The organism is Streptomyces sp. SS8 (assembly GCF_054072955.1).
Genome location: NZ_JBSVCZ010000005.1, coordinates 19804 through 45197, shown reverse-complemented (window position 1 = coordinate 45197; position 25394 = coordinate 19804). Strand labels below are relative to the sequence as shown.

The following is a 25394-nucleotide window of genomic DNA, read 5'->3' as shown; positions in this document are numbered from 1 at the left end:
AGGCGGTGCGCCGCACCGGCCCGAAGGGGCCTGCAGAGCCCCGGAAGAGCGGGTGCGGCGGTGCGGCCGGGCAGGGTGCGCGGCCGACGGTACGGTCCGCGGGCCGCGCGGGAGCCCGTCCGGGCCCGCGGGCCGTCGGCGGCCCGGCGGGCGGCGGGGGCGCCGTTCAGCGCCCGGCCCGGGCAGGCCATCGCCTGCCGTTGACCTGGCCCGGCTCGCAGCCGATGTGGTAGCGCACACGCCGCCCCAGCACCCGGCGCGCGGGCGCGCGGCAGCCGCGGGGGCGGCAGCCGGGGGCGAGGCGGGCGGACAGGGCCATCTCGGTCGTTCCCGCCTCAGTTCCCGTGCCGCAGGGCGGGGTGGGCGCCGGCGGCGACCAGATCGGCCACGGCCGTCCTCGGGTCCTTCCCCGTGACCAGGGACTCGCCGACGAGCACCGCGTCGGCGCCCTCGTTGGCGTAGGCGATCAGGTCGTGCGGGCCTCGTACGCCCGACTCGGCGACCCTCACGACGCCCTCGGGGATCTCGGGGGCGACCCGGGCGAAGGTGCCGCGGTCGACCTCCAGGGTCTTGAGGTTGCGCGCGTTCACGCCGATGACCTTGGCACCGGCGTCCACCGCGCGCTCGGCCTCCTCCTCGTCGTGCACCTCGACCAGCGGGGTCAGCCCGATGGACTCGGCACGCTCCACCAGCGACACCAGCGCCTCCTGGTCGAGCGCGGCGACGATCAGCAGGGCGAGGTCGGCGCCGTGCGCCCGGGCCTCCCACAGCTGGTAGGAGGTGACGATGAAGTCCTTGCGCAGCACGGGGACGTCCACCCGCCCGCGCACCGCCTCCAGGTCGGCCAGCGATCCCCCGAAGCGCCGCTGCTCGGTCAGCACCGAGATGACCGCGGCGCCGCCCGCCTCGTAGTCGGCGGCCAGGGCGGCCGGGTCCGCGATGGCGGCCAGCGCCCCCTTGGAGGGACTGGACCGCTTGACCTCGCAGATGACCTTGACGCCCTCGCCCTTGAGAGCCGCCACGCCGTCGCGCGGGCGCGGCGCACGGGCCGCGCGCTCCTTGAGCTCGTCGAGGCCCACACGCGCCTGCCGCTCGGCGAGGTCGGCGCGGACCCCGTCGATGATCTCGTCGAGCACACTCACGCGAGCGGCCCCCTTCCTGGCTGGCTCGGGCCCCTGCGGCGGGCGCGGGGCTTGTCCGGACACACGGTCACGCAATGCGATGGTATCCGGCCCGGGGCGCGGAATCCGCATCCGGGCGGTCCGGTCCCACATACCGGGCGGTGCGGCCGCGCCGCCGCACGGAGCGGCCGGACACGGAAGCGGCGCGGTGCCGCCCGGCCGGCACCGCGCCGGGGTGGGCCGCCCGGGGCGGCCCCGTCAGGCCTCCACCCGCTCCTTGGACTGGTCCAGGCGGCGGCCGTGGGACTCCTCCGGCTGGCCCATGCCCATCGAGCGCATGACCAGGCCCGCGACGCCGCCGAGGAGGGTGATGGCCACACCGACCCAGAACCACACCGGCTCGGCCAGCACGGTGAAGACCGAGGCGACGCAGAAGCCGATGAACGCGATGATGACGCCGGTCCAGGCGGCAGGGGTGTGTCCGTGGTTGTTGCCCGCCATTGAGTGCTCCTCGTAGGTCCGATCTGGCTCGCTCACCAGCCATTGTGTCAGGACCGGTTTCCGCCGCTCCCGGTGGTGGGGTCCTCTCCGCGGTCCAGGGCCTTCCACAGCTCCTCGGGGCGGTCCGGGTCGGGGGCCGCCCGGCGGCCCGCGGCCGCTGTGGCGCCGCCCGCGCGCTCGTGCCGGCCCGACATCGCGGGCCAGCGGCTCCCGTGGCGCAGCGCCAGCAGCCCGGCGGCCAGCAGCCCGGCGCCGCCCAGGGCGGCGACATAGGGCCACGGGCCGAAGGAGACGGCCTCGACCGCGCCACGGGTCAGCCCGCTGGCCTCGGCCGCCTTCGCCTCCAGCGCGCTCCGGTCGCCCGCGCCCAGGAGGGCGGCGGCGACGGTGCCCGCGCCGCACAGCGCCAGCAGCGCGGCGACCAGCGCGCGGCCGGCTCGGCGTACGGCGAAGACGGCGACCAGCGCGGCGAGGCCGACCAGCGCCAGGGCGCTGGGCAGCCCGGTCACCTCGCCGCCCTCGACCCGGACGGGCACCTCGCCGCGGGCCAGGACGGCCGTGCCCTCGCCCCAGACCCGCCCGGCGGCCACGAGCACCGCGGCGGCGCCCAGCGCGCCGGCGGTCAGCGCGGCGCCCAGCGCACGCCGCGCGCCCGGTGAGGCCCCGGAGCGGGAGGCGGGTTCGGGGGAGGAAGGGGGCGTGTGCGGGGAAATCACTCCACCACGCTACCGCCGAGCCGCCCGGCGGTGTGCACCGCCCTGAGCACCGCCGCGGCCTTGTTGCGGCACTCGGTGTCCTCCGCCGCGGGGTCGGAGTCCGCCACCACCCCGGCGCCCGCCTGGACGTACGCCGTCCCGTCACGCAGCAGCGCGGTGCGGATGGCGATGGCGGTGTCGGCGTCGCCGGCGAAGTCCAGATAGCCCACGCAGCCGCCGTACAGGCCGCGCCGGGTCGGCTCCAGCTCCTCGATGATCTGCATCGCGCGCGGTTTGGGCGCGCCGGAGAGGGTGCCGGCCGGAAAGCAGGCGGTGAGCGCGTCGAAGGCGGTACGGCCCTTCGCCAGCCGCCCGGTGACCGTGGAGACGATGTGCATCACATGGCTGTAGCGCTCCACCGACATGAAGTCCACGACCTCGACGCTGCCCGGCTCGCAGACCCGGCCCAGGTCGTTGCGGCCCAGGTCGACGAGCATCAGGTGCTCGGCGCGCTCCTTGGAGTCGGCCAGCAGCTCCTCGGCCAGGGCCGCGTCCTCCTGCGGGGTCGCCCCGCGCGGGCGGGTCCCGGCGATGGGGTGCATCATCGCGTGCCCGTCCTCGACCTTCACCAGGGCCTCGGGGCTGGAGCCGACGACGTCGAAGCCGTCCAGGCGCAGCAGGTACATGTACGGGCTGGGGTTGGTGGCGCGCAGCACGCGGTAGACGTCCAGCGCGCTCGCCGGGCAGGGCGCCTGGAAGCGCTGCGAGGGCACCACCTGGAACGCCTCGCCCGCGCGGATGCGCTCCTTGATCTCCTCCACCGCCTCCCGGTAGGCCGCCCCGCCCCACAGGGCCGCGTACCCGGGCAGTTCCGGCGCCGGCAGCGGGGCGGCCATGGCGGGCGCGGGCCGGGCCAGGTCGGCGGCCATGGCGTCCAGGCGGCGCACGGCGTCGGCGTGGGCCTGGTCCACTCCGGTGTCGAGGTCGTTGTGGTTGATGGCGTTGGCGATCAGCAGCACCGTGCCGTCGCGGTGGTCCAGGACCGCCAGGTCGGAGGTGAGCATCATGGTCAGCTCGGGCAGCCCCAGGTCGTCGCGGGTGCTGTCGCCGATGCGTTCCAGGCGCCGCACGACGTCGTAGCCCAGGTATCCGACCATGCCGCCGGTGAAGGGCGGCAGGTCGGCGTCGCGGTGCAGGTCGCGGGGGGTGTGCAGGGCCTCGACGGTGGCCCGCAGGACCTCCAGCGGATCCCCGTCGGCGGGGACGCCGACCGGCGGGGCGCCCAGCCAGTGGGCCCGCCCGTCGCGCACGGTGAGGGTGGCAAAGGTGCGCACGCCGACGAAGGAGTAGCGCGACCAGGTGCGTCCGTTCTCGGCCGACTCCAGCAGGAAGGTGCCGGGGCGCTCGGCGGCGAGTTTGCGGTACAGCGCGATGGGGGTGTCGCCGTCGGCCAGCAGGCGCCGGGTGACCGGGATGACGCGGCGGTCCCTGGCCAGCGTGCGGAAGGTCTCCAGGTCCGGGCAGGTGCCGTGGGAGGTGCTCCGGGAAGTGGTCTGGGCGGTCATGCCGGGCTCTCCTCCCGCGCCGTCGCGGGGCCGCCCGGCGGCAGCTCACCGGCGTCGAAGCAGGTGCGGTCCCCGGTGTGGCAGGCGGCGCCCACCTGGTCGACCTTCACCAGCACGGTGTCCCCGTCGCAGTCCAGGGCCACGGACTTCACGTGCTGGACGTGCCCGGAGGTGTCGCCCTTGACCCAGTACTCGCCGCGGCTGCGGCTCCAGTAGGTGCAGCGGCCGGTGGTGAGGGTGCGGTGCAGGGCCTCGTCGTCCATCCAGCCGAGCATCAGCACCTCACCGGTGTCGTACTGCTGGGCGATGGCGGGCACCAGGCCGTCGGCGTTGCGCTTGAGGCGGGCGGCGACGGCGGGGTCGAGTGGGGATCGGGGCATGGGGTCATTGTGCCGCCGCCGCGGCGCCCGCCGCGAACCCCTCCCGAGGACCGGGACGGGCGCGGCCCGCGGATGCGCGCGCCACGGGGCCGCACGGCCCTGTGGCAGTGTTGTGACGCACCCGGGACTTGGCATGTCCGTGCGGTACGGCATCCTTCCGCCATGAGCTATCCACCGCCGCCCAACGGCGCACACAACCCCGGTCCAGGCGGCGGTTTCGGTCCGCCGCAGGGCTTCGGTCCGCCCGAGCAGCCCGGTCCGCCCGCGGGCGGGTACGGCTACCCGGCTCCGGGAGGGCCTCCCGGGCCGCCCGGAGCCCCGGGAGGGCCCGGCGGCTACGGCTACCCCGGTGGCCCCGGCGCGCCCGGCCCCTACCCTCCCCCGCCGGGCGGAGGCGGTGGGGGCAACGGCGGAAAGGTCGCCGCGATCATCATCGCCGCGGTGCTCGTCGCCGGGCTGATCGTCGGGGGCGTGCTGCTGGCCGCCGACGGCGGGGGCGGCGAGGACCGGGCGGAGCCGGACGGCACGCCCAGCGCCTCCGCCTCCGCCGAGCCCTCCCCCACCGCCGAGGCGAGCGACGAGCCGGTGCGGGAGCCGTCCACGGACGCGCCCACGCCCGACGCGATGCCCAGCGACCTCGTGCTGTACGTGGTGCTCGACCCGGGCACCTGCTTCGACCACCCGGCGCTGAGCAGCGATGTCACCGGGGTCGAGGAGCGGCCCTGCGACGGGCCCCACGACGGCGAGGTGATAGCCAACGAGACGATCACCGGCGACTTCGACACCCAGGCGGAGCTGCAGAAGGAGGTCATGTCGCTGTGCAAGGCGGACGTGGAGAAGCGGCTGGCCCGGATGCCGCAGGACAGGACCTACTACTACTACGCCATCTATCCGACGCTGCTGACGTACAACCGCGGTGAGGACCAGATCACCTGCTCCCTGACGCTCAGCAACAAGGTGGACGGCCCGGAGCTGGACGCGCCGCTGCCGGGCTGACCCCGGGCGCGGTGCGTGGCATGGGTCGGCACACGGTCGTAGGGTGGCCGTATGTCGACCCACGCCCGGCGCGAACGCCTTCTGCTCGCCGATCTGTTGGAGACCTACGGACCCGAGGCGCCCACCCTGTGCGAGGGGTGGCGGACCAGGGAGCTGGCGGCTCACGTCGTGGTGCGCGAGCGCCGCGCGGACGCTGCCGGCGGAATACTCGTCAAGGCGCTGCAGCCGCGGCTGGAGCGGGTGCAGCGGGAGTTCGCGGCCAAGCCGTACGAGGAGCTGATCCAGCTCATCCGCACCGGGCCGCCGAAGATGTCGCCCTTCTCCCTCAAGCAGGTCGACGAGGCGGCCAACACCGTGGAGTTCTTCGTCCACGGTGAGGACGTCCGGCGGGCCCGGCCGGACTGGACGCCGCGCGAGGTCGGCCCGGTCCTCGCCGACGCCCTGTGGCGGCGGCTGGAGACCACCGCCCGCGCCTACGGCCGCCGGTGCCCGGTCGGCCTGGTGCTGCGCCGCCCCAACGGCCAGGTGGCGGTGGCCCGCAAGGGCACCCCCGTGGTCACCGTCACCGGCGAGCCCGGTGAGCTGCTCCTCTTCGTCTCCGGCCGGCAGGAGGCGGCGCGGGTGGAGCTGGAGGGCGACGAGAAGTCCGTGGCCCGCGTCCGGGAGGCGAAGCTCGGCCTCTGACGCCTGGAGGCTCTCCCCGCTGTTCAAGCCGACGGTGAACGGCGCGGCGCGGCGGCCGGGCGCGTGCTTGGGTGTGGTCCGTGGAGACCACCCGAGTACTGCCCGGACTGCACATGCTCGCCTTCGCCGTCGGCCAGGCGTATCTGTGGCGCGACCCCGGTTCGCTGACCCTGGTGGACGCCGGGGCCGCCGGTTCCGGGGCCGCCGTCGCCGAGGCCGTCCGGGGACTGGGCCACGTGCCGGGGGACATCGAGCGCATCGTCCTGACCCACTTCCACGAGGACCACGCCGGCGGCGCCGCCGAACTCGCGGAGCTGACCGGCGCGACCGTCATGGCGCACCGGCTGGACGCGCCGTTCGTCCGGGGCGAGGCGCCCGGTCCGCCGCCGGACTTCACCGACGCGCCCGGCTGGGAGCGCGAGCTGTACGAGAACCTGCCCCCGCTGCCCGCGGCCCCGCCTTGCCGGGTGGACCGCGAACTGGCCGACGGCGACGTGATCGGCTTCGGCGGCGGGGCCCGGGTGGTGGCCGCGCCCGGGCACACCGACGGCAGCATCGCGCTCCATCTGCCCGCGCACGGTGTGCTCTTCACGGGGGACGCGATCGCGAACGTGGCGGGCCGCACCATCCTGGGGGTGTTCAACCTCGACCGCGCCCGCGCGCTGGAGTCCTTCCGCCGGCTGGCCGCCCTGGAGACGGAGACCGCCTGCTTCGGGCACGGCGAGCCGATTCCCCGGGAGGCCGGCGCGGCCCTGCGCGGGGCCGCGCGGGCCGCGGGTGACGGCGTCTGAAGCGGACGGGCCGCCCGGCCACCCGGACCGCCGGTCAGCGCACCGGGTGGCCTGCCTCGCGCAGGGCGTTCTTGACCTGCCCGATGCGCAGGTCGCCGAAGTGGAAGACGCTCGCGGCCAGCACCGCGTCCGCGCCCGCCTCCACCGCCGGGGCGAAGTCGGCGAGCTTCCCCGCTCCGCCGGAGGCGATGACGGGGATGGTGACGTGCTTGCGGACGGCGCCGACCATGGCGATGTCGTAGCCGTCCTTGGTGCCGTCGGCGTCCATGGAGTTGAGCAGGATCTCCCCGGCCCCCAGCTCGGCGGCCCGGTGCGCCCATTCCACCGCGTCGATACCGGTGCCGCGCCGGCCGCCGTGCGTGGTGACCTCGAAGCCGGACGGCGTCACCGTCCCCTCCGGGCAGCGGCGGGCGTCCACCGACAGCACCAGCACCTGGCTGCCGAAGCGCTCGGCGATCTCCCGGATCAGTTCCGGGCGGGCGATGGCGGCGGTGTTGACGCCCACCTTGTCGGCGCCCGCGCGCAGCAGCTTGTCCACGTCCTCGGTGGTGCGTACGCCGCCGCCCACCGTCAGCGGGATGAAGACCTGCTCGGCGGTGCGGCGCACCACGTCGTAGGTGGTCTCGCGGTCGCCGGAGGAGGCGGTGATGTCGAGGAAGGTCAGCTCGTCGGCGCCCTCCGCGTCGTACACCTTGGCCATCTCGACCGGGTCGCCGGCGTCGCGCAGGTTCTGGAAGTTGACCCCCTTGACGACCCGGCCGCCGTCCACGTCCAGGCAGGGGATGACTCGTACGGCCAGGGACACTTAGGCGTGCTCCTTCGGTGTGCGGAAGGCTTCGATCTCCACCTCGACCAGTACGCGCGAGTCGACGAAGCCGGAGACGACCACGAGCGTCGCGACGGGACGGACGGAGCCGAACACCTCGCGGTGGGCGCGGCCCACCTCCTCCACGTCGCGCGCGTGGGTTATGTACATGCGGGTGCGGACGACGGAGCGGACGTCCAGGCCGAACGGCTCCAGGGCCGCCACGGCGCGCTCGAAGGCGGTCCGGGCCTGGACGTACGGGTCGCCCTCGCCCTGGATCGTCCCGTCGACCAGGGGCATCGTGCCCGCGACGAGGATCCGGTCGCCGATCTCGACGGCCCGGGCGAAGCCGATGGTCTCCTCCCAGGGACTGTCACCGCGCACGCGCCGGAGCCGCCGGCCGTCCCCGCCCGTCTCCCCGTCTGCGTCGTTCTGCCGTCCCACCGCCGCGGACTCCGTCATCGGGACACTGCCTCCAGGGCCTCTTCCAGGGTGAACGCCTTGGCGTAGAGGGCCTTGCCCACGATGGCTCCCTCGACCCCCTCGGGTACCAGGGTGGCGATCGCGCGCAGGTCGTCAAGGGAGGAGACGCCGCCGGAGGCGACGACCGGGCGGTCGGTGGCGGCGCAGACGTCCTTCAGCAGCTGGAGGTTGGGGCCCTTGAGGGTGCCGTCCTTGGCGATGTCGGTGACGACGTAGCGGGCGCAGCCCTCGGAGTTCAGGCGCTCCAGCGTCTCGTAGAGGTCGCCGCCGTCGCGGGTCCAGCCGCGCCCGCGCAGGGTGGTGCCGCGCACGTCGAGGCCGACGGCGATCCGGTCACCGTGCTCGGCGATCACCTTGGCGACCCACTCGGGGCTCTCCAGCGCGGCGGTGCCCAGGTTCACCCGGGTGCAGCCGGTGGCCAGCGCGGCGGCCAGGGAGGCGTCGTCGCGGATGCCGCCGGAGAGCTCGACCTTGATGTCCATGGTGCGGACGACCTCGGCGATCCGCTCGCGGTTGTCGCCGGTGCCGAACGCGGCGTCCAGGTCCACCAGGTGCAGCCACCGCGCTCCCGCCCGCTGCCAGGCCAGGGCGGCCTCCAGCGGGTCGCCGTAGGAGGTCTCGGTGCCGGACTCGCCGTGGACGAGGCGGACGGCCTGTCCGTCGCGGACGTCGACGGCGGGGAGGAGTTCGAGACGGTGGGTGCTCATCAGCTGGCGGTCCTAAGGTCCTGGGGATCGGTGGTGGCGGGTGGGGCTAGAGGGTGCTGATCCAGTTGGTCAGCAGCCGCGCGCCGGCGTCGCCGGACTTCTCGGGGTGGAACTGGGTGGCCCACAGCGGCCCGTTCTCCACGGCTGCGACGAACCGCTCGCCGTGGGTGGCCCAGGTGACCTTGGGGGCCGCCATGGCGGGGTTGGTGGTCTGGAGCTCCCACTCGTGCACGGCGTAGGAGTGCACGAAGTAGTAGCGGGCGTCGGCGGGCAGGCCCGCGAACAGCCTGGAGTCCCCGGGCGCCTCGACGGTGTTCCAGCCCATGTGCGGTACGACGTCCGCCTTGAGCGGGCCGACCGTGCCGGGCCACTCGTCCAGGCCCTCGGCCTCGACGCCGTGCTCGATGCCCCGGCCGAACAGGATCTGCATGCCGACGCAGATGCCCATCACCGGGCGCCCGCCGGCGAGCCGGCGCTCGACGACCCAGTCTCCGCGGGCCTTGCGCAGACCCGTCATGCAGGCCGCGAAGGCGCCGACGCCGGGCACGAGCAGCCCGTCGGCGTTCATCGCGGTGTCGTAGTCGCCGGTGATCTCCACCTCCGCGCCGGCCCGGGCCAGGGCGCGCTCGGCCGAGCGCACGTTGCCGAAGCCGTAGTCGAAGACGACGACCTTCTTCCTCTCCGTCACGACCACACCTCCAGGCGCAGGATTCCGGCGATCAGGGACAGGGCGGCGCCGATGCCGAGCAGGGTGACGACCCCCCTGGGCATCCCCTGCTTCCAGAAGGAGACGGTGCCGCCGAGCAGGAAGAGTCCCACGAAGATCAGCAGGATGGAGACACCGCTCACGGCTTTCCTCCGTGAGCTTCTCCGCCCGCGCGGCACAGCACGGGCATCAGCCCCGACAGCGGCCCGGCGGCCGCGCGCGCGACGCTCACAGCATCTTCTCCGTGAGCTTCTCCGCCCGCGCGGCACAGCACGGGCATCAGCCCCGACAGCGGCCCGGCGGCCGCGCGCGCGACGCTCACAGGGCCCCCTTGGTGGAGGGGATGCCCGTCTGGCGCGGGTCGATCTCGCTGGCGTAGCGCAGCGCGCGGGCCAGCGCCTTGAACTGGCACTCCACGATGTGGTGCGCGTTGCGTCCGTAGGGGACGTGGACGTGCAGGGCGATCTGCGCCTGGGCGACGAAGGACTCCAGGATGTGCCGGGTCATCGTGGTGTCGTAGCTGCCGATCATCGGCGCCATGTTCTCCGGCTCGCTGTGCACCAGGTACGGCCGCCCCGACAGGTCCACGGTCACCTGGGCGAGGGACTCGTCCAGCGGCACCGAGGCGTTCGCGAAACGGACGATGCCCCGCTTGTCGCCCAGCGCCTGCCGGAAGGCGGCGCCGAGCGCCAGCGAGCTGTCCTCGATGGTGTGGTGGCTGTCGATGTGCAGGTCGCCCTCGGTCTTGACCGTGAGGTCGAACAGCCCGTGGCGGCCGAGCTGGTCGAGCATGTGGTCGTAGAAGCCGACCCCGGTCGACACGTCGACCTTCCCGGTGCCGTCGAGGTCGATCTCGGCGACGACGGAGGTCTCCTTGGTGGTGCGCTCGACGCGACCCACACGGCTCATCGGTTGTTCTCCTTCAGTACTGCGCGTACCGCGTCGAGGAACGCGTCGTTCTCGGCCGGGGTGCCGGCGGTGACCCGCAGCCGGCCCGGCACCCCGTTGTCCCGGACCAGCACGCCCCGCTCCAGCAGCGCCTGCCACACCGCGTGGGCGCCGCCGGGGCCGTCGAAGTTCCCGAACTGCACGAAGTTGGCGTCGGAGTCGGTGACCTCGCAGCCCATCGCCCGCAGCTCGGCCACCAGCCGGTCCCGCTCCTCCTTGAGCTGCCGGACATAACCGAGGAGGGTGTCGGTGTGTTCCAGCGCGGCGAGCGCGGTGGCCTGGGTGACGGCGGACAGGTGGTAGGGCAGGCGCACCAGCTGGACGGCGTCGACGACGGCCGGATGGGCGGCGAGGTATCCCAGCCGCAGTCCGGCGGCGCCGAACGCCTTGGACATGGTGCGCGAGACCACCAGGTTCGGGCGGCCCTCGATCAGCGGCAGCAGCGAGGGCCGGTGACTGAACTCGCCGTACGCCTCGTCGACGATCACCATCGAGGGCCGGGCCGCCTGGGCGGCGTCGTGCAGGGCCAGCACGGTCTCGGCGTCGACGGCCGTGCCGGTGGGGTTGTTGGGCGAGCAGACGAAGACCACGTGCGGCCGGCGCTCGGCGATGACCGCCTTCGCCGCCTCCACGTCGATGCGGAAGTCGTCCTCGCGCGGCCCGGAGATCCAGCCGGTGCCGGTGCCGCGGGCGATCAGGGCGTGCATCGAGTACGAGGGCTCGAAGCCGATCGCGGTGCGCCCCGGTCCGCCGAACGCCTGGAGGAGCTGCTGGAGCACCTCGTTGGAGCCGTTGGCGGCCCAGACGTTCTCCGCGGTGACCTCGTGCCCGGCGGTGCGCGTCAGATAGCGGGCCAGCTCGCCGCGCAGCTCCACCGCGTCGCGGTCGGGGTAGCGGTTGAGTTCACGGGCGGCCTCGGCGACGCGTTCGGCGATGCGTGCCACCAGCGCCTCGGGCAGCGGGTAGGGGTTCTCGTTGGTGTTCAGCCGTACGGGCACGTCCAGCTGCGGCGCCCCGTAGGGGGACTTGCCGCGCAGTTCGTCCCGGATGGGCAGGTCGTCGATGCCGGTCACTTTCCCTCGGGCACCTTCCAGTCGAACCTCGCCCTGAGGGCCGCCCCGTGCGCGGGCAGGTCCTCGGCCTCCGCCAGGGTGACCACGTGGTGGGCCACGTCGGCCAGCGCGTCGCGGGTGTAGTCCACGACGTGGATACCGCGCAGGAAGGACTGCACGGACAGCCCGGAGGAGTGGCAGGCGCAGCCGCCGGTGGGCAGCACGTGGTTGGAGCCGGCGCAGTAGTCGCCCAGTGAGACCGGGGCCCAGGGGCCGACGAAGACCGCGCCCGCGTTGCGGACCCGGGCGGCGACGGAGGCGGCGTTCTCGGTCTGGATCTCCAGGTGCTCGGCGGCGTAGGCGTCCACCACCGCAAGTCCCTGGTCCAGGTCGTCCACCAGGACGGTGGCGGACTGCCGTCCGGCCAGCGCCTCGGCGATCCGCTCGGCGTGCTTGGTGGAGGCCACCTGGGAGGTCAGCTCGGAGTCGACGGCGTCGGCCAGCGCCTCGGAGGGGGTGACCAGGACGGCGGCGGCCAGGGTGTCGTGCTCGGCCTGGCTGATCAGGTCGGCGGCGACGTGGCGGGCGTCGGCGGTGCCGTCGGCGAGGACGGCGATCTCGGTGGGGCCGGCCTCGGAGTCGATGCCGATACGGCCCTTGAGCAGGCGCTTGGCGGCCGCGACCCAGATGTTGCCGGGGCCGGTGACCAGCTGGGCGGGCGCGCACTCCTCGGTGCCGTAGGCGAACATGGCGATCGCCTGGGCACCGCCGGCGGCGTACACCTCCTCGACGCCCAGCAGGGCGCAGGCGGCCAGGATCGTGGGGTGCGGCAGCCCGCCGAACTCCTTCTGCGGCGGGGAGGCGACGGCCAGCGATCCGACCTCGGCCTCCTGCGCGGGCACGACGTTCATCACCACGGAGGACGGGTAGACGGCCCGCCCGCCCGGCACGTACAGGCCCACCCGCTCGACCGGCACCCACCGCTCGGTGACGGTGCCGCCGGGGACGACGCGGACGGTGGAGTCGGTGCGCCGCTGGTCGCGGTGGACGATCCGGGCGCGGCGGATGGACTCCTCCAGCGCCGCCCGCACCGCCGGGTCGAGGTCGGCCAGCGCCTTGTCCAGTGCCTCGGCCGGGACCCGTACGCGCTCCAGCCGCACACCGTCGAAGCGCTCGTTGTACTCGATCACCGCGGCCGTGCCGCGATGGTGCACCGCTTCGCAGATCGGCCGCACCTTCTCCAGGGCGGCCTCGACGTCGAGTTCGGCTCGGGGCAGCAGCTCCCGCTCGACCCCGGCGGCGGCGAGGTCGCGTCCGCGCAGGTCGAGTCGGGTCATGGATACGGATCGAAGCACGTATCCCAGTGTCTCAGACGCGATCCGGTGCCCGGCGCTCCGTATCAGTGCGTGATACGCGGTACGGGTGGGCCTGGAGGGGGCATCCAGATGTCAGTGCTGACCGATAGCGTACTGATCGTCACGCAGTGCCATCTGTGACTTGGGGGACACGTCGTGAGTGATGTTCCGAACAACGGGGATCCGCCGCCCGGGATCCGGCTGACCACCGCCGAGTGGGGCATGTGGCAGGCCTTCCGCAACGGCAGCGAGCACGATCTGCGCTCGGGCGAGGCGGAACTGGACGACCCGAACGGCGACCACGAGTGGGGTCCGCAGCGGACGGTGCGGGCCCGTGTCGTCGCCCTGCTCCTGCTGCACGGTCCACCGCCGCTGCTCGGGCGTGTCGCGTCCCTGCAGCTGACCGGTGTGTACGTGACGGGGCGGCTGGACCTGTCCGGCGGGACGGTCGAGCCGTACTTCGAGTTCCGGCAGTGCCGCTTCGAGCAGGAGGTGCTGCTGCACGAGTGCCGGCTGGTCACCGCCCGCATGATCGACTGCCACATACCCCGGCTGGAGGCCGCCCGGATGAGCACCGAGGGCGATCTCCACCTGCCGCGCTGCACCATTCCCGGCGGCGTCCGGCTCACCGACGCCTCCATAGGCACGGACCTGATGCTCAACGAGATGACGGTCGGCCGCGGGGAGCGCGTGCGGTCGCTGTCCGCCGACGGGATCCAGGTCGCCCAGGACCTCCAGGCCAGCCTGATGCTCGCCCAGGGAGAGGTGAGCCTGCGCGGCGCGGAGATCGGCGGCTCACTGTTCATGTACGGCAGCGTCCTGCGCGGCGGCAACGGGCAGTACGCGCTGTACGCGCCGCAGATGACCGTGGAGCACTTCGCCCACTTCGCCTCCTCCGGGCCGCGCCGGCTGCCGGTCGTCCACGGCACCACTCCGCCGGGCGGCACCTCCTGGCCGCCTCCGGACGAGCACAGCCACATGGTGCGGCGCGTCAAGCGCTTCGAGTGCACCGGCGGGGTGAAGCTGGACGACGGGAAGTTCGGGGACTCGCTGGTGCTGGACGACGCGCGCTTCGTCCTCCAGCGCGACCAGGAGCTGTCGCTGCGCCGCATTCAGACCCCGGAGCTGTGCTTCACGCCCGAGCGGCCGGGCGGCGGCCGGGTGGTGCTCGCGGGGGCGACCGTGGACAACCTGGTGGACAGGGTGGAGAGCTGGCCGGTGGACGAGGGGCTGTGGATGGCCGGGTTCACCTACCAGAACCTGATCCCGCGCGGCCGGTTCACCCTCGCCCAGCGGCTGCGGTGGCTGGAGACGGCGACACCGGAGTACGCCCCGGAGCCGTACGAGCAGCTCGCGGCGGTGATGCGCAACAGCGGGGAGGACGCGGACGCGCGCGCGGTGCTGCTGGCCAAGCAGCGCCGCCGCCGCGAGACCCTGCCGCTGGCCGCCAAACTCTGGGGCCACCTGCAGGACTGGACGGTCGCCTACGGCTACCGGCCGGGCCAGGCCGCCCTGTGGATGGCGGTGCTGTGGGCCTCGGGCACGGTGCTGTTCGCCCGGCGGCCGCCGGCCCCGCTCAAACCGGGGGAGTCGCCGCACTGGAACGCCCCGCTGTACGTCCTGGACCTGCTGCTGCCGGTGATCGACCTGGGCCAGGACAGCCACTGGAAACCCGCGGGGACCTACCAGTGGACGGCCGCGGCGCTGATCATGCTCGGCTGGGTGCTGGCCACCACGGTCGCGGCCGGCGCCACCCGGCTGCTGAGACGCCAGTGAGCGTGCCCGGCCGGCGGGCGCGGCGGACGGGTGGCGGGTGACGGAGGCGCCCCGCGGCGGGGAGGCCGTAGGCTGCGGCTGTGACCACCACGCGCCTACCGATCTTCCCCCTCAACACCGTGCTGTTCCCGGGGCTGGTGCTGCCGCTGAACGTCTTCGAGCAGCGGTACCGCGCCCTGATGCGCGACCTGCTGGAGATCCCCGAGGACGCGCCGCGCCGCTTCGGGGTGGTCGCCATCCGGGACGGCCGCGAGGTCGCCCCCACCTCGGTCGGGATGCCCGATCCCGCGGCGCGGGCCGCCGCCGGGCCGGCCGCGGGCTTCGGCCCCGACCCGATGCGCGCCTTCCACACGGTGGGCTGCGTAGCCGACGCCACGTCCATCCGCGAGCGCTCCGGCGACGGCGGGGAGGCCGGCGAGGAGATGGGCGGCGACGGGGAGCGGGACGGCGGGGACGGGGGCGGCTACGAGGTGCTGGCCACCGGCACCACCCGCTTCCGGCTGCTGTCCGTCGACGCCTCGGGACCGTATCTGGTCGGCGAGGTCGAGGAGCTGGCGGAGGACGGCGGCGAGGGGGCGGGGGCGCTCGCCTCCGGTGTGCTGCGGGCCTTCCGCGCCTACCAGAAGCAGCTGGCCGGCGCGCGGGAGAGGACCCTGGCCGGGAGCCAGGAGCTGCCGGACGAGCCGTCGGTGGTGTCGTATCTGGTGGCCGCCGCCACCGTCCTGGACACCCCGGCCAAGCAGCGGCTCCTGCAGGCTCCGGACACCGCCACGCGGCTGGCCGAGGAACTGAGGATCCTCAGGCGCGAGACGGCGCTGATCGGCAGGCTCCCCTCCGTTCCCGCCGCCGATCTCACCCGCGTGCCGACCAGCCCGAACTGAAAACCCCCCGTTCCCCGGCGCCGCCGGGGAACGGCGACCGCACACCGAACACCGACCGACGCGAGGCACGGCGAGAATGGCCAGGAAGAAGCAGAGGACTAATTCCGGGGGCACCCCGGCGACGGTGGCCGCCACGAAGGCGGGCGTGGACTTCACCCTCCACTCCTACGAGCACGACCCGGCGGCCCCTTCCTACGGGGAGGAGGCCGCCGAGGCGCTCGGGCTCGACCCAGGGCAGGTGTTCAAGACCCTCGTCGCGGACGTCGACGGCGCGCTGACCGTGGCGGTCGTCCCCGTCTCCGGCTCGCTGGACCTCAAGGCCCTGGCCGCGGCGGCCGGCGGCAAGCGGGCCGCGATGGCCGACCCCGCCACGGCCGAGCGCGCCACGGGCTACGTGCGCGGCGGGATCTCCCCGCTGGGCCAGCGCAAGGCCCTGCCGACGGTGGTGGACGCCTCGGCCGAGGGGCACGCCACCGTCTGCGTCTCGGCCGGGCGCCGCGGGCTGGAGATCGAGCTGGCCCCGGCCGATCTGGTGAAGCTCACCGGTGCGGTGACGGCGCCGATCGCCCGGTCCCGTTAGCCGGGCGGCCGCTGCGGCAGCGGGCCGGGGCGGCGAGCGGGGCCGCGCGCCGGACGCCGAGCGGCCTCACGCCCCCGGCCGGTCCTCCGCGCCGTCCGGCGGCGGACCCCACCCGGGGTGGAGCGGACGCGCCGGCTCGGGGTCACGGGGGCCGAACAGGGACGTGAGCGCCAGATGGGCCCCCAGCGCGGCCAGCGGCCACGCCAGCAGCGCCCCCTTGGCGTGGAGTTCCAGCGGGGCGTCGAAGACCCTGCCCTCGCCCACGGCCCCGGCCCGGGCGACCACGTCCTGGTCCGGGCCGAGCTGTACGCCCAGCCACCAGGCCAGCAGCGAGCCGGCCAGCGCGCCGGCCGCCAGGCCGATCACCACGCCGACACCGCCGCGGCGCCGGGCGAGGAAGACCGCGGCCCCGCTCAGCGCGCCGACGCCCAGGGCCAGCAGGACGAACGTGCCGTCGGCGCCGACCGTCTCCTCGCCCTCGGAGTCCTTGAGGTAGACGGCCGTGCCGTCCGAGATCAGCGGAACCCTGGGTGCCAGCCACAGCCACAGCAGCCCGAGCGCCACTCCCAGTACCGCCACGGCCACGGCCACCGCCGCGGCTTCGAGGACCTCCCGTCCGGCCGGGGCGCCGCCGTCCCCGCCTCCGCCGGGGTTCCCGCCGGGGTCCTTGCCGCGCGGGTCGCTCCCCCACGGGTCGTAGGGCGGGGGCGACTGGGACGAGCCGTGGTTCGGGGAGGGAGGCGTCGGTGCGGTCACCCCGCCATCGTGCCAGGTCCGGCCCCCGGCCCGCCGGGCGGTACCGCACACGGCGATCACCCGGCCCGGGCGGCGGCCGGGTGCGGAACCGGAGCGGTCCTCAGCGCACCGCGGCCCGGCGGTACGCCCATGCGGCGGCGGCCAGCGCCGCGGCTCCGACGGCGGCGCACACCCCCAGGTCGAGGACCACCTCGTCCCAGCGCGGCCGGGGCCCGAGGACGGCGGCCAGCGCCTCCACGCCGTATGTCGAGGGCAGCAGGTCCCGCAGCAGCCGGACCGGCTCCGGCAGACCTCCGGCCGGGAGCACGCCCAGCAGCAGGGCCGCCGACATGCCCATCTGCCCGCAGAGCGTGGCCAGTTCCTGGCGGGGCGCGAGCAGGCCGAGGGCCGCGCCGAGTCCGGCGAGCGCCGCGCCGGCCAGCGGCACCACCGCGGCCAGCAGCCACAGCCCGTCCAGCGGAAGTCCGTAGAGCAGGCAGCCGGTCACCGCGGTGACGGCCGTGCCGGGCACCGTGAAGGAGGCGTACGCGCCCGCCGTGCCCAGCACCACCGCGGCGGGCGGCACCGGCAGCGTGGCGTAGTGGTCCAGGCCCCCGGAGGCGCGCAGCTGGCCGAAGTACTGGGCGAGGAGGTTGAGCGCGACGAAGGCGACCACCAGCACGCTGGAGCCGGCCACCACCGCCCGCGCCTCCTCGCCGGGACCGCCGTCGACGACCCCGCGCATCAGGACCATGATCCCGACCGACTGGAAGGTCGCCACGAACAGCAGCGGGATGCGGGCCACCCGCGCCCGGGAGAGCTGGGCCCGGTAGACGGCGCCCAGGGCGGGCCACAGCCTCGCGCCCGGGGCGAGCGGGGCGGCCTTCGCCCCTTGCGCCTCCCCGCCGGTTCCCGCGCTCCCGGCGGCCTCGGCGGCCTCCGCGGCCTCCGCGGCCTCCCGCCGGGTCCTCGCCACGGCCGTGCTCACGCCTTCACCAGACCTTCCGTGTGTCCTCCCAGTGCCAGATAGACGTCCTCCAGGCTCGGCGTGGCGAGGGTGAAGTCGTCCAGCGCTGCGAACGCCGGGCCGCCGGTGACGGCGGCGACCGCCGCACGCGCCTCCTCCGGAGGCAGCCGCAGCGTCCAGCGGCGGCCCGTCTGCGCGGCGTCCGGGCACAGCGCGGCGACCTCGGGGACCTCCAGCGGCGGCCGGTCGCGCCACACCAGCTCCAGCCGTACGTCCTCGCCGACCATGGCCTTCAGTCCGGCGGGGGTGCCGCAGGCCACCGCCCGGCCCCGGTCCATCACCGCGACCCGGTCCAGGACCAGCTCGGCCTCGATGACGTTGTGGGTCACCAGGATCACCGTGGCCCCGCGTTCGGCCCGCCGCCGGTCGACCGCCGCCCACACCGCGCGCCGCGCGACGGGATCCATGCCGGTGGTCGGCTCGTCCAGCACCAGCAGGGGCCGCTCCCCCACCAGCGCCGCCGCCACACAGGCCAGCCGCCGCTGGCCGCCGGAGAGCCGCTTCAGGGGGCGTGAGGCGATCGGGCCGAGCCCCAGCTCCTCCAGGACCTCGCCGCTCTCGCGCCGCGCGGCCGCCGCGTCCAGACCGCGCAGCCGTCCGGTGGTCTCGGCGGCCAGCGCCACGGTCAGCTCGTCCAGCGCGGTGGACTCCTGGCCGAGGTAGGCCAGCAGCCGCGCGGCCCGCCGCGGATGGCGGACCAGATCGTGGCCGAGGACCTCGACGCGCCCGGAGTCGGGGCGCAGCAGCCCGGTGAGCTGCCGCACCAGGGTGGTCTTCCCGGCGCCGTTGGGGCCGAGCAGTCCGAAGACCTCCCCGTGCCGGACGGTCAGGCCGACGTTGTCGCTGGCCCGTACGGCGGGGGTGGCGGGGGCTCCGCGGCGGCCGCGCCGTACGGGGTAGGTCTTGACCAGGTCGTGGACGCGTACGGCGGCCTCCGCCGGCGTCTCCACGCTGTCCACCCCGTCGCCCACCGCCTGCCCAGTGCCCGTGCTCACGAGCTACGAGGGTACGCGCCCGGCACGGGCTCACTCCGCGGCGGGGGCGCGTTCGCCCGCGGTGCGGGCGTCGATCTCGCGCCAGAAGCCCGCCCGGATCGCGTAGCGGTCCTGCTCGTCGATCTGGTCGTCCTTGTGCGCCAGCAGGCCGAAGCGGGCGGCGTAGCGCAGCAGCTCGCCGTCGATGCGGTGCGGGATGCGGGGGTACTCCCCCGACAGCGTCCTCAGATGGGCGGTGCTCGCCAGCCGTTCGGTCCAGCGGCGGGCGAAGACCTGGCCGACCTCGAAGGGGTCGCCACTGACGGTGGTGATGTCCTCCTCCCGGTCGGCCCACCGCTGCTCGGCGGTGGTGAGCTGGGCCAGCATCGGCAGGGCGGCGGACTCGGGGGACTCGGGGGCGGCGCCCCGGTCGACCCAGCCCTTGTCGGAGGACCAGCGCAGGGTGGCGCCGGCGGGCGCGGAGGAGGCGTTGTGGGGGTGCGCGGCGGGCCTGCCGAGTCCGGCGAGGTCCTTGGGGGTGGGCACGCCCCGGCCGTGGCCGGTGTCGGCGGTCCGCCCCTCCCCTTCCGCGAGCCCTTCCCCGAGCTCTTTCCCGAGCCCTTCTTCGAAATCGTCGACGAGGCCCTCCCCCTCCCCGCCCGCGAGCCCTCCCGCCGGTCCCGGGGCCGTCTTCTCGCCGAACTCCCCGGCCACGGGGGCCGCGGCGCGGTTCCCGCCGGGGGCCGGAGCCGGGGCCGGGACCGGAGCGGTGCCGTTCCCGGCGCCCGCGGCGTCCGCCGTGCCCGCGGCTCCGGCGGCGTCCGGCGCGGGGAGGCCGGTGCCGCCGGAGGCGGCGGCCGGGGTACTCCCGCCGGAGGGGGCGGGCTCGGGCAGTGGGGCGGAGAGGATGGCGGCGATCTCGGGCTGCTGGGGCGGGCAGACCCCGGTCAGGTCCCTGGCCCGTACGGCGCGGGTGATCCAGGCCCGGTCCAGGACGCGCCGCTCGTCGGCCTCGGCCACCAGGTCCTCGGACTGGTTGTAGTCGCCGTCGGCCGCCTGGACCGCCCACAGGTGGACGGCCACGCCGTGCTCCTTGGCGGACATCAGCCCGGGCAGCAGATCGCCGTCCCCGGTGACCAGCACGATGTCGGAGCAGGCCCGGTTGCGGGCCAGTTCCGTCAGCTCGGCGTGCATGGCGGCGTCCACGCCCTTCTGCGCCCACCGCCCCTCGCTGCGGGTGAGGGCGCCGAGCCGCACCGTCACACGCGGCATCACCCGCAGCCGCCGGTGCTCGGGCTGGGGCACCCGGTCGGGGGCGCCGTCGAACCAGTAGATGCGCAGCAGCCGGCAGCCGGTGTCCAGCTCGGCGCGCTCGCGCAGCCCCTGGATGAGCACGGAGTGGTCCACGGTGATCCGGGAGCGCGCGGGCTCGCCCGCCAGGAGGCTCGCGGCGGCGCCCAGGAGATATCCGGCGTCCACCAGGACGACGCAGCGGTCCACGCTCCACCCACTCTCGGTACGACCGGCACGACCGGCACGGCCGGTACGGCCGCCGGGGCCGGTGACGTCTGACGCGGCCGCGGCGCGCTCGCCCCGGCCCCGCTCCTTGGAGTCTGTTTCGAGTCTGCCCGACCGTACAGGGCTTATGGGCTCCGGCTCGATCTTCGGCGTGGCGGGGGCCGGTGTCCACCGTGCGGGCGGACTCTTCCCGGCGGAAGGGGACGGCCACCGGGGGGCGTCGCCCGACATGCGCACCGTGCGAACGCGTGCGAGGCTGGGCACGGCCCATCGTTTTGAGATCCGCACAGGAGGCGATCGTGGGCAAGCGCAATAAGGAGAACCGCGAGCAGCACGGCAGGCGCACGGCCGCCGAGGAGACGCAGGAGCAGTCGAAGGCCACCGCCGAGCGGATGGCGCGGACGCAGCCGGCAGCGCAGGGCACCCCCGCCGACGTGGCGCGCAAGCACCGCAGGCGCTTCGGCCACAACTGACACCGGCCGCCGCGCACGGCACGGCGGCGGCCGACCGCTCGGGGCGCCCCGGCGAGGACCGGGGCGCCCCGTGGCGCGTGCGGCCCGTCTCAGCCGGCCAGGCAGGAGGGTCCGAGCAGCGCCTTGAGGTCGCCGAAGAGCGCGGGGTCGGCGGTGACCCGGTGCCGGTCCAGGCGCAGCACCGTCGTCTTGCGGCTGCCCTGGAGCCTGACCCGCACCTCGGTGGAGCCGCGGTGGTGGGTGAGCACCTCCCCCAGCTTCTCCACCAGCGGCGGGGTGACCTTGACGGTGGGGATGGTGATGGTGACGGGTGCGTCGGAGGCGGCGTCCGACAGGTCGGGGACCATCAGCTCCATGGCGACCAGCCGGGGGATGTCCTCGCGCTTGTCCAGGCGTCCCTTGACGAAGACCACCGCGTCCTCCACCAGCTGGGTGGAGACGAGCTGGTAGGTGGCGGGGAAGAACATGCAGTCGATCGAGCCCGCCAGGTCCTCCACGGTGGCGATCGCCCAGGCGTTGCCCTGCTTGGTCATCTTCCGCTGGAGGCCGGAGATGATCCCGCCGATGGTGACGATCGAGCCGTCGGAGAAGTCGCCGCCGGTGAGCTGGGAGATCGCCGCGTCCGTCTTGTCGGACAGCACGTGCTCGAGTCCGAACAGCGGGTGGTCGGAGACGTAGAGGCCGAGCATCTCCCGCTCCTGGGCAAGCAGGTAGCTCTTGTCCCACTCCTCGGGGGGGAACTCCACGTCCATGCCGAAGCCGGGACCGCTGTCGGAGGACTCCTCCCCCATCCCTCCGAAGAGGTCGAACTGCCCCTCGGCCTCCTTCCGCTTGACCTGCACCACGTTGTCGATCATGGTCTCGAAGTGCGCGGTCAGGCCCTTGCGGGTGTGGCCCAGTTCGTCGAAGGCCCCGGCCTTGATCAGCGACTCGACCGTGCGCTTGTTGCACACCACCGCGTCGACCTTGTCGAGGAAGTCGGGGAAGGAGGTGTACTTCCCCTTGGCCTTGCGGCAGGCGACGATGGAGTCCACCACGTTCTGGCCGACGTTGCGCACGGCGGTCAGCCCGAAGACGATCGTGTCGTCTCCGCGCGGGGTGAAGTTCGCCTCGGACTCGTTGACGTCCGGCGGCAGCACCTTGATGCCCATGCGGCGGCACTCGTTGAGGTAGACGGCCGACTTGTCCTTGTCGTCGCGCACCGAGGTCAGCAGGGCGGCCATGTACTCGGCCGGGTAGTTCGCCTTGAGGTAGGCCGTCCAGTAGGAGACCAGTCCGTACGCCGAGGAGTGCGCCTTGTTGAAGGCGTATCCGGCGAAGGGCACCAGCACGTCCCACACGGCCTGGATGGCCTCGTCGGAGTAGCCCTTCTCCCGGGCGCCCTTCTGGAAGTTGACGAACTCGGCGTCCAGGACCTCCTTCTTCTTCTTGCCCATCGCCCGGCGCAGCAGGTCGGCCTGTCCGAGGCTGTACCCGGCGAGCACCTGGGCGGCTTTTTGCACCTGCTCCTGGTAGACGATCAGGCCGTAGGTGATGTCGAGGACCTCCTTGAGAGGCTCCTCCAGCTCCGGGTGGATCGGGGTGATCTCCTGCTGCCCGTTCTTGCGCAGCGCGTAGTTGATGTGGGAGTTCATGCCCATCGGGCCCGGCCGGTACAGGGCCGAGACCGCGGAGATGTCCTCGAAGTTGTCGGGCTTCATCATGCGCAGCAGGGAGCGCATGGGGCCGCCGTCGAACTGGAAGACGCCCAGGGTGTCGCCGCGCTGGAGCAGTTCGAAGGTCTTGGGGTCGTCCAGCGTGAGGTCGAGCAGGGTGATGTCGACGCCCTTGTTGGCCTTCACCAGCTTGACGGCGTCGTCCATGATCGTGAGGTTGCGCAGGCCCAGGAAGTCCATCTTCAGCAGGCCGAGCGACTCACAGGTGGGGTAGTCCCACTGGGTGACCACCGCGCCGTCGTTCTTGGGGCTGAAGACCGGCACGTGGTCGATCAGCGGCTCGCTCGACATGATCACGCCCGCGGCGTGCACGCCCATCTGCCGCACCAGGCCCTCGATGCCGCGGGCGGCGTCGATGACCTTCTTCACGTCCGGCTCGTTCTCGTACATCCCCCGGATCTCGCCCGCCTCGTTGTAGCGGGGGTGCTTGGGGTCGGTGATGCCGGACAGCGGGATGCCCTTGCCCAGGACGTCGGCGGGCATCGCCTTGGTGATGCGGTCGCCCATGGCGTACGGGTAGCCGAGCACCCGGGCGGAGTCCTTGATCGCGGCCTTCGCCTTGATGGTGCCGTAGGTGCCGATCTGGGCGACCTTGTCGGCACCGTACTTCTCGGTCACGTAGCGGATGACCTCGCCGCGCCTGCGCTCGTCGAAGTCGATGTCGACATCGGGCATGGAGACGCGCTCGGGGTTGAGGAACCGCTCGAAGATCAGCCCGTGCTCGATCGGATCGAGGTCGGTGATGCCCATGGCGTACGCCACGATCGAGCCGGCCGCGGAGCCTCGGCCGGGGCCGACGGCGATGCCGTTGTTCTTGGCCCACATGATGAAGTCGGCGACGACCAGGAAGTAGCCGGGGAACCCCATCTGGACGATGACGTCCATCTCGTAGTCGGCCTGCTTCTGCCGGTCCTCGGGGACGTCGCCGGAGTACCGGCGGGCCATGCCGCGGCGGACCTCCTCGCGGAACCAGGACTCCTCGGTGTGGCCCTCGGGGACGGGGAAGCGGGGCATCAGGTCCCGCTTCTCGAACCATCCGGTGGTGTCGATCTGCTCGGCGACCAGGAGGGTGTTGCGGCAGCCCTCCTGCCAGGCGTCGGAGGAGTCGATGGCGTACATCTCCTCCGTGGACTTCAGGTAGTAGCCCGAGCCGTCGAACCGGAAGCGGTCGGGGTCGGAGAGGTTCTTGCCGGTCTGGATGCACAGCAGCGCGTCGTGCGCCTCGGCCTCGTGGGAGTAGGTGTAGTGGCTGTCGTTGGTGACCAGCGGGGGGATGCCCAGCTTCTTCCCGATCTCCAGCAGCCCGTCGCGGACCCGGCGCTCGATCTCGATGCCGTGGTCCATCAGCTCCAGGAAGTAGCGGCCCTTGCCGAAGATGTCCTGGTAGTCGGAGGCCGCCTTGAGCGCCTCGTCGAACTGGCCCAGCCGCAGCCTGGTCTGCACCTCGCCCGAGGGGCAGCCGGTGGAGGCGATCAGGCCTTCGGAGAACTCGGCGATCATCTCCCGGTCGGTCCGGGGCCACTTGACGAAGAAGCCCTCCATGTAGGCGTCCGAGGAGAGCCGGAAGAGGTTGTGCAGGCCGGCCCTGTTCGAGGCCCAGATCGTCTTGTGGGTGTAGCCGCCGGAGCCGGAGACGTCGTCGCGCTTCTGGTGGGGCTGGCCCCACTGGACGCGCCGCTTGTACCGCCGCGACTGCGGGGCGACGTAGGACTCGATGCCGATGATCGGCGTGACGCCGGCCTTGGTGGCGTGCTGGAAGAAGTCGTAGGCCCCGTGGAGGTTGCCGTGGTCGGTCATGGCGATGTGCGTCATGCCCATCTCCTGACACGCCTCGAACATGTCCTTCAGCCGCGCCGCACCGTCCAGCAGGGAGTACTGCGTGTGTACGTGCAGGTGTGTGAACGGCGGTTTTGCCACGGCGGATGTCCTCCAACGAGCGGGCGTGCGGCGGTTCCCTGAACGGGTCCGAAGTCTACGTCCCGCCGGGCGGCGGGAACCGCCTCCCGGCGGGTGCGGGGCTCGCCCCCGCGCGTCCCCGCGCCTGCCGCCGCCGCGCCCCCGCGCGAGCCCTCACGGGACCCCGTGCGCCCCCGCCGCGGAACCTCCGCCGCCCCACAGGTCACACCGCCCGCGGCTGCGGCCGCGGGCATCGGTCGTGTTGCGATCCTCACCCGGCCCACGACCTTTAGACACTTCTTAGCGGAGCCCGTGGCACACTCGGCTGCGATGAGCGGGACCGGCTTCACCGACACAGGCATCCGGGCGGTGCGCGCCGCGGTCTTCACCGCGGTGTGCCTCGTGCTGTCCGCGGGCGCCCATGTGCTGCTCTCGGCCGGCCCCCTGCCGTATCCGCCGCTCCTGGCGGTCGGCGCGGTGGTGTTCGTGATCGCCTTCGCCTTCGCCGGGCGCGAGCGGGGCTTCAGGGCGATCGCCACGCTGCTGGTCCCGCTGGAGCTGGCCGCCGACACCGTCTTCACCACCGGCCAGCACGCCTGCTACGGGCAGGCCGGCGGTCCGGTGGCCGGACCACTGCGGGCGGTCGGGCTGGACCTGCTGTGCGCGGGGGGCGACTTCGGCACGCCGCTGGCGCGGATGACCGCCTCCGACGCGTCCCCGCTGCCCGTGGCCGCCCATCCGGCCGCCCCGTGGCTGCTGCTGGCCGCGCATGTGGCCGTCGGCCTGACGGCGGCCGCGTGGCTGCACCGGGGCGACGCGGCGCTCGCCCGGCTGCTGCGCGCCGCCGCCGCGGCCGTCTTCCGGCCGCTGCTGCTGGCCGTGGGCGTCCGCAGCGCGGCCGGCGAGACCCCCGGCCGGGTGCCGCACCCCGCCCGCCGCGCCCGCGCGCGCCACGCACTCCCCCTGCTGACCCACTCCGTCGTACGGCGCGGACCTCCGTGCTCCGCGGCCCTCGCCGCCTGAGCACCAC

Annotated in this window: 27 protein-coding genes; 8 read left to right on the top strand and 19 right to left on the bottom strand. The window is 74.0% G+C overall.

Annotated elements, in window-relative coordinates; genetic code table 11:
* Positions 1 to 166: 166 nt before the first annotated feature.
* From trpM to hisI, 6 genes are all read right to left on the bottom strand, one after another.
* Positions 167 to 319 (bottom strand): tryptophan biosynthesis modulator TrpM, encoded by a 153-nt coding sequence (gene trpM, locus ACW69E_RS06765; RefSeq protein WP_394636846.1) that lies wholly within the window; start codon positions 317 to 319, stop codon positions 167 to 169.
* 16 nt (positions 320 to 335) lie between these two features.
* A complete protein-coding gene (gene trpC / locus ACW69E_RS06760; protein WP_457497270.1) occupies positions 336 to 1142 on the bottom strand; it encodes an indole-3-glycerol phosphate synthase TrpC in 807 nt (268 codons plus the stop codon).
* A 237-nt stretch (positions 1143 to 1379) separates the two neighbouring features.
* A complete protein-coding gene (locus ACW69E_RS06755) occupies positions 1380 to 1622 on the bottom strand; it encodes an HGxxPAAW family protein (protein WP_457497423.1) in 243 nt (80 codons plus the stop codon).
* A 47-nt stretch (positions 1623 to 1669) separates the two neighbouring features.
* Positions 1670 to 2338 carry a TIGR02234 family membrane protein gene (locus ACW69E_RS06750; protein WP_457497269.1) on the bottom strand — a complete coding sequence of 223 codons (669 nt, stop codon included), beginning with the start codon at positions 2336 to 2338 and terminating at the stop codon, positions 1670 to 1672.
* Positions 2335 to 3882 (bottom strand): anthranilate synthase component I, encoded by a 1548-nt coding sequence (locus ACW69E_RS06745; protein ID WP_457497268.1) that lies wholly within the window; start codon positions 3880 to 3882, stop codon positions 2335 to 2337. Before ACW69E_RS06745 ends, ACW69E_RS06750 begins: the two co-directional genes overlap by 4 nt.
* Positions 3879 to 4262, bottom strand: a complete 384-nt coding sequence (hisI, locus tag ACW69E_RS06740) for a phosphoribosyl-AMP cyclohydrolase (RefSeq protein WP_457497267.1) — start codon at positions 4260 to 4262, stop codon at positions 3879 to 3881. Before hisI ends, ACW69E_RS06745 begins: the two co-directional genes overlap by 4 nt.
* A gap of 162 nt (positions 4263 to 4424) precedes the next feature.
* Here hisI and ACW69E_RS06735 point away from each other — a divergent pair, with 162 nt between their 5' ends.
* The 3 genes from ACW69E_RS06735 (at position 4425) to ACW69E_RS06725 (ending at position 6733) form a co-directional block, all read left to right on the top strand.
* Positions 4425 to 5258 (top strand): hypothetical protein, encoded by an 834-nt coding sequence (locus ACW69E_RS06735; RefSeq protein ID WP_457497266.1) that lies wholly within the window; start codon positions 4425 to 4427, stop codon positions 5256 to 5258.
* A gap of 51 nt (positions 5259 to 5309) precedes the next feature.
* Positions 5310 to 5942: a TIGR03085 family metal-binding protein gene (locus tag ACW69E_RS06730; protein ID WP_457497265.1), complete on the top strand. Its 633-nt coding sequence runs from the start codon at positions 5310 to 5312 to the stop codon at positions 5940 to 5942.
* Positions 5943 to 6022: 80 nt separating this feature from the next.
* Positions 6023 to 6733 carry an MBL fold metallo-hydrolase gene (locus ACW69E_RS06725; RefSeq protein WP_457497264.1) on the top strand — a complete coding sequence of 237 codons (711 nt, stop codon included), beginning with the start codon at positions 6023 to 6025 and terminating at the stop codon, positions 6731 to 6733.
* Between the two features lie 34 nt (positions 6734 to 6767).
* Here the strand turns inward: ACW69E_RS06725 and hisF are convergent, their stop codons facing one another.
* The 8 genes from hisF to hisD form a co-directional block, all read right to left on the bottom strand.
* Complete coding sequence (gene hisF / locus ACW69E_RS06720; protein ID WP_206346457.1) at positions 6768 to 7538, bottom strand: imidazole glycerol phosphate synthase subunit HisF; 771 nt, start codon at positions 7536 to 7538, stop codon at positions 6768 to 6770.
* A complete protein-coding gene (locus tag ACW69E_RS06715; protein ID WP_457497263.1) occupies positions 7539 to 8000 on the bottom strand; it encodes a RidA family protein in 462 nt (153 codons plus the stop codon). It lies immediately after the preceding gene.
* The gene (priA, locus tag ACW69E_RS06710; protein ID WP_457497262.1) at positions 7997 to 8728 is read right to left on the bottom strand and encodes a bifunctional 1-(5-phosphoribosyl)-5-((5-phosphoribosylamino)methylideneamino)imidazole-4-carboxamide isomerase/phosphoribosylanthranilate isomerase PriA; all 732 of its coding nucleotides are present in this window, start codon (positions 8726 to 8728) and stop codon (positions 7997 to 7999) included. Before priA ends, ACW69E_RS06715 begins: the two co-directional genes overlap by 4 nt.
* Before the next feature lie 46 nt (positions 8729 to 8774).
* A complete protein-coding gene (gene hisH / locus ACW69E_RS06705; protein WP_457497261.1) occupies positions 8775 to 9416 on the bottom strand; it encodes an imidazole glycerol phosphate synthase subunit HisH in 642 nt (213 codons plus the stop codon).
* Entirely contained in the window at positions 9413 to 9577 is a 165-nt protein-coding gene (locus ACW69E_RS06700; RefSeq protein WP_457497260.1) for a hypothetical protein, read from the bottom strand. The genes hisH and ACW69E_RS06700 overlap by 4 nt, the downstream gene beginning before the upstream one ends.
* Positions 9578 to 9752: 175 nt before the next feature.
* Positions 9753 to 10343 (bottom strand): imidazoleglycerol-phosphate dehydratase HisB, encoded by a 591-nt coding sequence (gene hisB / locus ACW69E_RS06695; protein WP_457497259.1) that lies wholly within the window; start codon positions 10341 to 10343, stop codon positions 9753 to 9755.
* The gene (locus tag ACW69E_RS06690) at positions 10340 to 11455 is read right to left on the bottom strand and encodes a histidinol-phosphate transaminase (protein ID WP_457497258.1); all 1116 of its coding nucleotides are present in this window, start codon (positions 11453 to 11455) and stop codon (positions 10340 to 10342) included. The genes hisB and ACW69E_RS06690 overlap by 4 nt, the downstream gene beginning before the upstream one ends.
* Positions 11452 to 12771, bottom strand: a complete 1320-nt coding sequence (gene hisD, locus ACW69E_RS06685) for a histidinol dehydrogenase (RefSeq protein WP_457497257.1) — start codon at positions 12769 to 12771, stop codon at positions 11452 to 11454. Before hisD ends, ACW69E_RS06690 begins: the two co-directional genes overlap by 4 nt.
* A 174-nt stretch (positions 12772 to 12945) precedes the next feature.
* On the opposite strand from hisD, the gene ACW69E_RS06680 reads away from it, so the two are divergent.
* The 3 genes from ACW69E_RS06680 (at position 12946) to ybaK (ending at position 16026) form a co-directional block, all read left to right on the top strand.
* Positions 12946 to 14565, top strand: a complete 1620-nt coding sequence (locus tag ACW69E_RS06680; RefSeq protein ID WP_457497256.1) for an oxidoreductase — start codon at positions 12946 to 12948, stop codon at positions 14563 to 14565.
* Positions 14566 to 14645: 80 nt separating this feature from the next.
* Complete coding sequence (locus ACW69E_RS06675) at positions 14646 to 15446, top strand: LON peptidase substrate-binding domain-containing protein (protein ID WP_457497255.1); 801 nt, start codon at positions 14646 to 14648, stop codon at positions 15444 to 15446.
* Positions 15447 to 15522: 76 nt separating this feature from the next.
* Positions 15523 to 16026, top strand: a complete 504-nt coding sequence (gene ybaK, locus ACW69E_RS06670; RefSeq protein WP_457497254.1) for a Cys-tRNA(Pro) deacylase — start codon at positions 15523 to 15525, stop codon at positions 16024 to 16026.
* 66 nt (positions 16027 to 16092) lie between these two features.
* Here ybaK and ACW69E_RS06665 read toward each other — a convergent pair whose 3' ends face one another.
* The 4 genes from ACW69E_RS06665 to ACW69E_RS06650 form a co-directional block, all read right to left on the bottom strand.
* Positions 16093 to 16782: a hypothetical protein gene (locus ACW69E_RS06665; RefSeq protein WP_457497253.1), complete on the bottom strand. Its 690-nt coding sequence runs from the start codon at positions 16780 to 16782 to the stop codon at positions 16093 to 16095.
* A gap of 100 nt (positions 16783 to 16882) precedes the next feature.
* A complete protein-coding gene (locus ACW69E_RS06660; RefSeq protein ID WP_457497252.1) occupies positions 16883 to 17749 on the bottom strand; it encodes an ABC transporter permease in 867 nt (288 codons plus the stop codon).
* Entirely contained in the window at positions 17746 to 18783 is a 1038-nt protein-coding gene (locus tag ACW69E_RS06655) for an ABC transporter ATP-binding protein (protein ID WP_457497251.1), read from the bottom strand. Before ACW69E_RS06655 ends, ACW69E_RS06660 begins: the two co-directional genes overlap by 4 nt.
* A 30-nt stretch (positions 18784 to 18813) precedes the next feature.
* Positions 18814 to 20262, bottom strand: coding sequence for an NYN domain-containing protein (locus tag ACW69E_RS06650; RefSeq protein WP_457497250.1), 1449 nt, complete (start codon positions 20260 to 20262; stop codon positions 18814 to 18816).
* 317 nt (positions 20263 to 20579) lie between these two features.
* On the opposite strand from ACW69E_RS06650, the gene ACW69E_RS06645 reads away from it, so the two are divergent.
* Positions 20580 to 20753, top strand: a complete 174-nt coding sequence (locus ACW69E_RS06645) for a hypothetical protein (protein ID WP_457497249.1) — start codon at positions 20580 to 20582, stop codon at positions 20751 to 20753.
* Positions 20754 to 20842: 89 nt separating this feature from the next.
* Here ACW69E_RS06645 and dnaE read toward each other — a convergent pair whose 3' ends face one another.
* Positions 20843 to 24385, bottom strand: coding sequence for a DNA polymerase III subunit alpha (dnaE, locus tag ACW69E_RS06640; protein ID WP_457497248.1), 3543 nt, complete (start codon positions 24383 to 24385; stop codon positions 20843 to 20845).
* Positions 24386 to 24694: 309 nt separating this feature from the next.
* On the opposite strand from dnaE, the gene ACW69E_RS06635 reads away from it, so the two are divergent.
* On the top strand, positions 24695 to 25387 hold the full coding sequence (locus ACW69E_RS06635; protein WP_457497247.1) for a hypothetical protein: 693 nt from the start codon (positions 24695 to 24697) through the stop codon (positions 25385 to 25387).
* Positions 25388 to 25394: the final 7 nt, after the last annotated feature.

Excerpts from the sequence above, each read along its gene's own strand:
- trpM (WP_394636846.1), bottom strand. The coding sequence starts at position 319 with ATGGCCCTGTCCGCCCGCCTCGCCCCCGGCTGCCGCCCCCGCGGCTGC.
- ACW69E_RS06755 (WP_457497423.1), bottom strand. The coding sequence starts at position 1,622 with ATGGCGGGCAACAACCACGGACACACCCCTGCCGCCTGGACCGGCGTC.
- ACW69E_RS06745 (WP_457497268.1), bottom strand. The coding sequence starts at position 3,882 with ATGACCGCCCAGACCACTTCCCGGAGCACCTCCCACGGCACCTGCCCG.
- hisI (WP_457497267.1), bottom strand. The coding sequence starts at position 4,262 with ATGCCCCGATCCCCACTCGACCCCGCCGTCGCCGCCCGCCTCAAGCGC.
- ACW69E_RS06735 (WP_457497266.1), top strand. The coding sequence starts at position 4,425 with ATGAGCTATCCACCGCCGCCCAACGGCGCACACAACCCCGGTCCAGGC.
- ACW69E_RS06730 (WP_457497265.1), top strand. The coding sequence starts at position 5,310 with ATGTCGACCCACGCCCGGCGCGAACGCCTTCTGCTCGCCGATCTGTTG.
- ACW69E_RS06715 (WP_457497263.1), bottom strand. The coding sequence starts at position 8,000 with ATGACGGAGTCCGCGGCGGTGGGACGGCAGAACGACGCAGACGGGGAG.
- priA (WP_457497262.1), bottom strand. The coding sequence starts at position 8,728 with ATGAGCACCCACCGTCTCGAACTCCTCCCCGCCGTCGACGTCCGCGAC.
- hisB (WP_457497259.1), bottom strand. The coding sequence starts at position 10,343 with ATGAGCCGTGTGGGTCGCGTCGAGCGCACCACCAAGGAGACCTCCGTC.
- hisD (WP_457497257.1), bottom strand. The coding sequence starts at position 12,771 with ATGACCCGACTCGACCTGCGCGGACGCGACCTCGCCGCCGCCGGGGTC.
- ybaK (WP_457497254.1), top strand. The coding sequence starts at position 15,523 with ATGGCCAGGAAGAAGCAGAGGACTAATTCCGGGGGCACCCCGGCGACG.
- ACW69E_RS06635 (WP_457497247.1), top strand. The coding sequence starts at position 24,695 with ATGAGCGGGACCGGCTTCACCGACACAGGCATCCGGGCGGTGCGCGCC.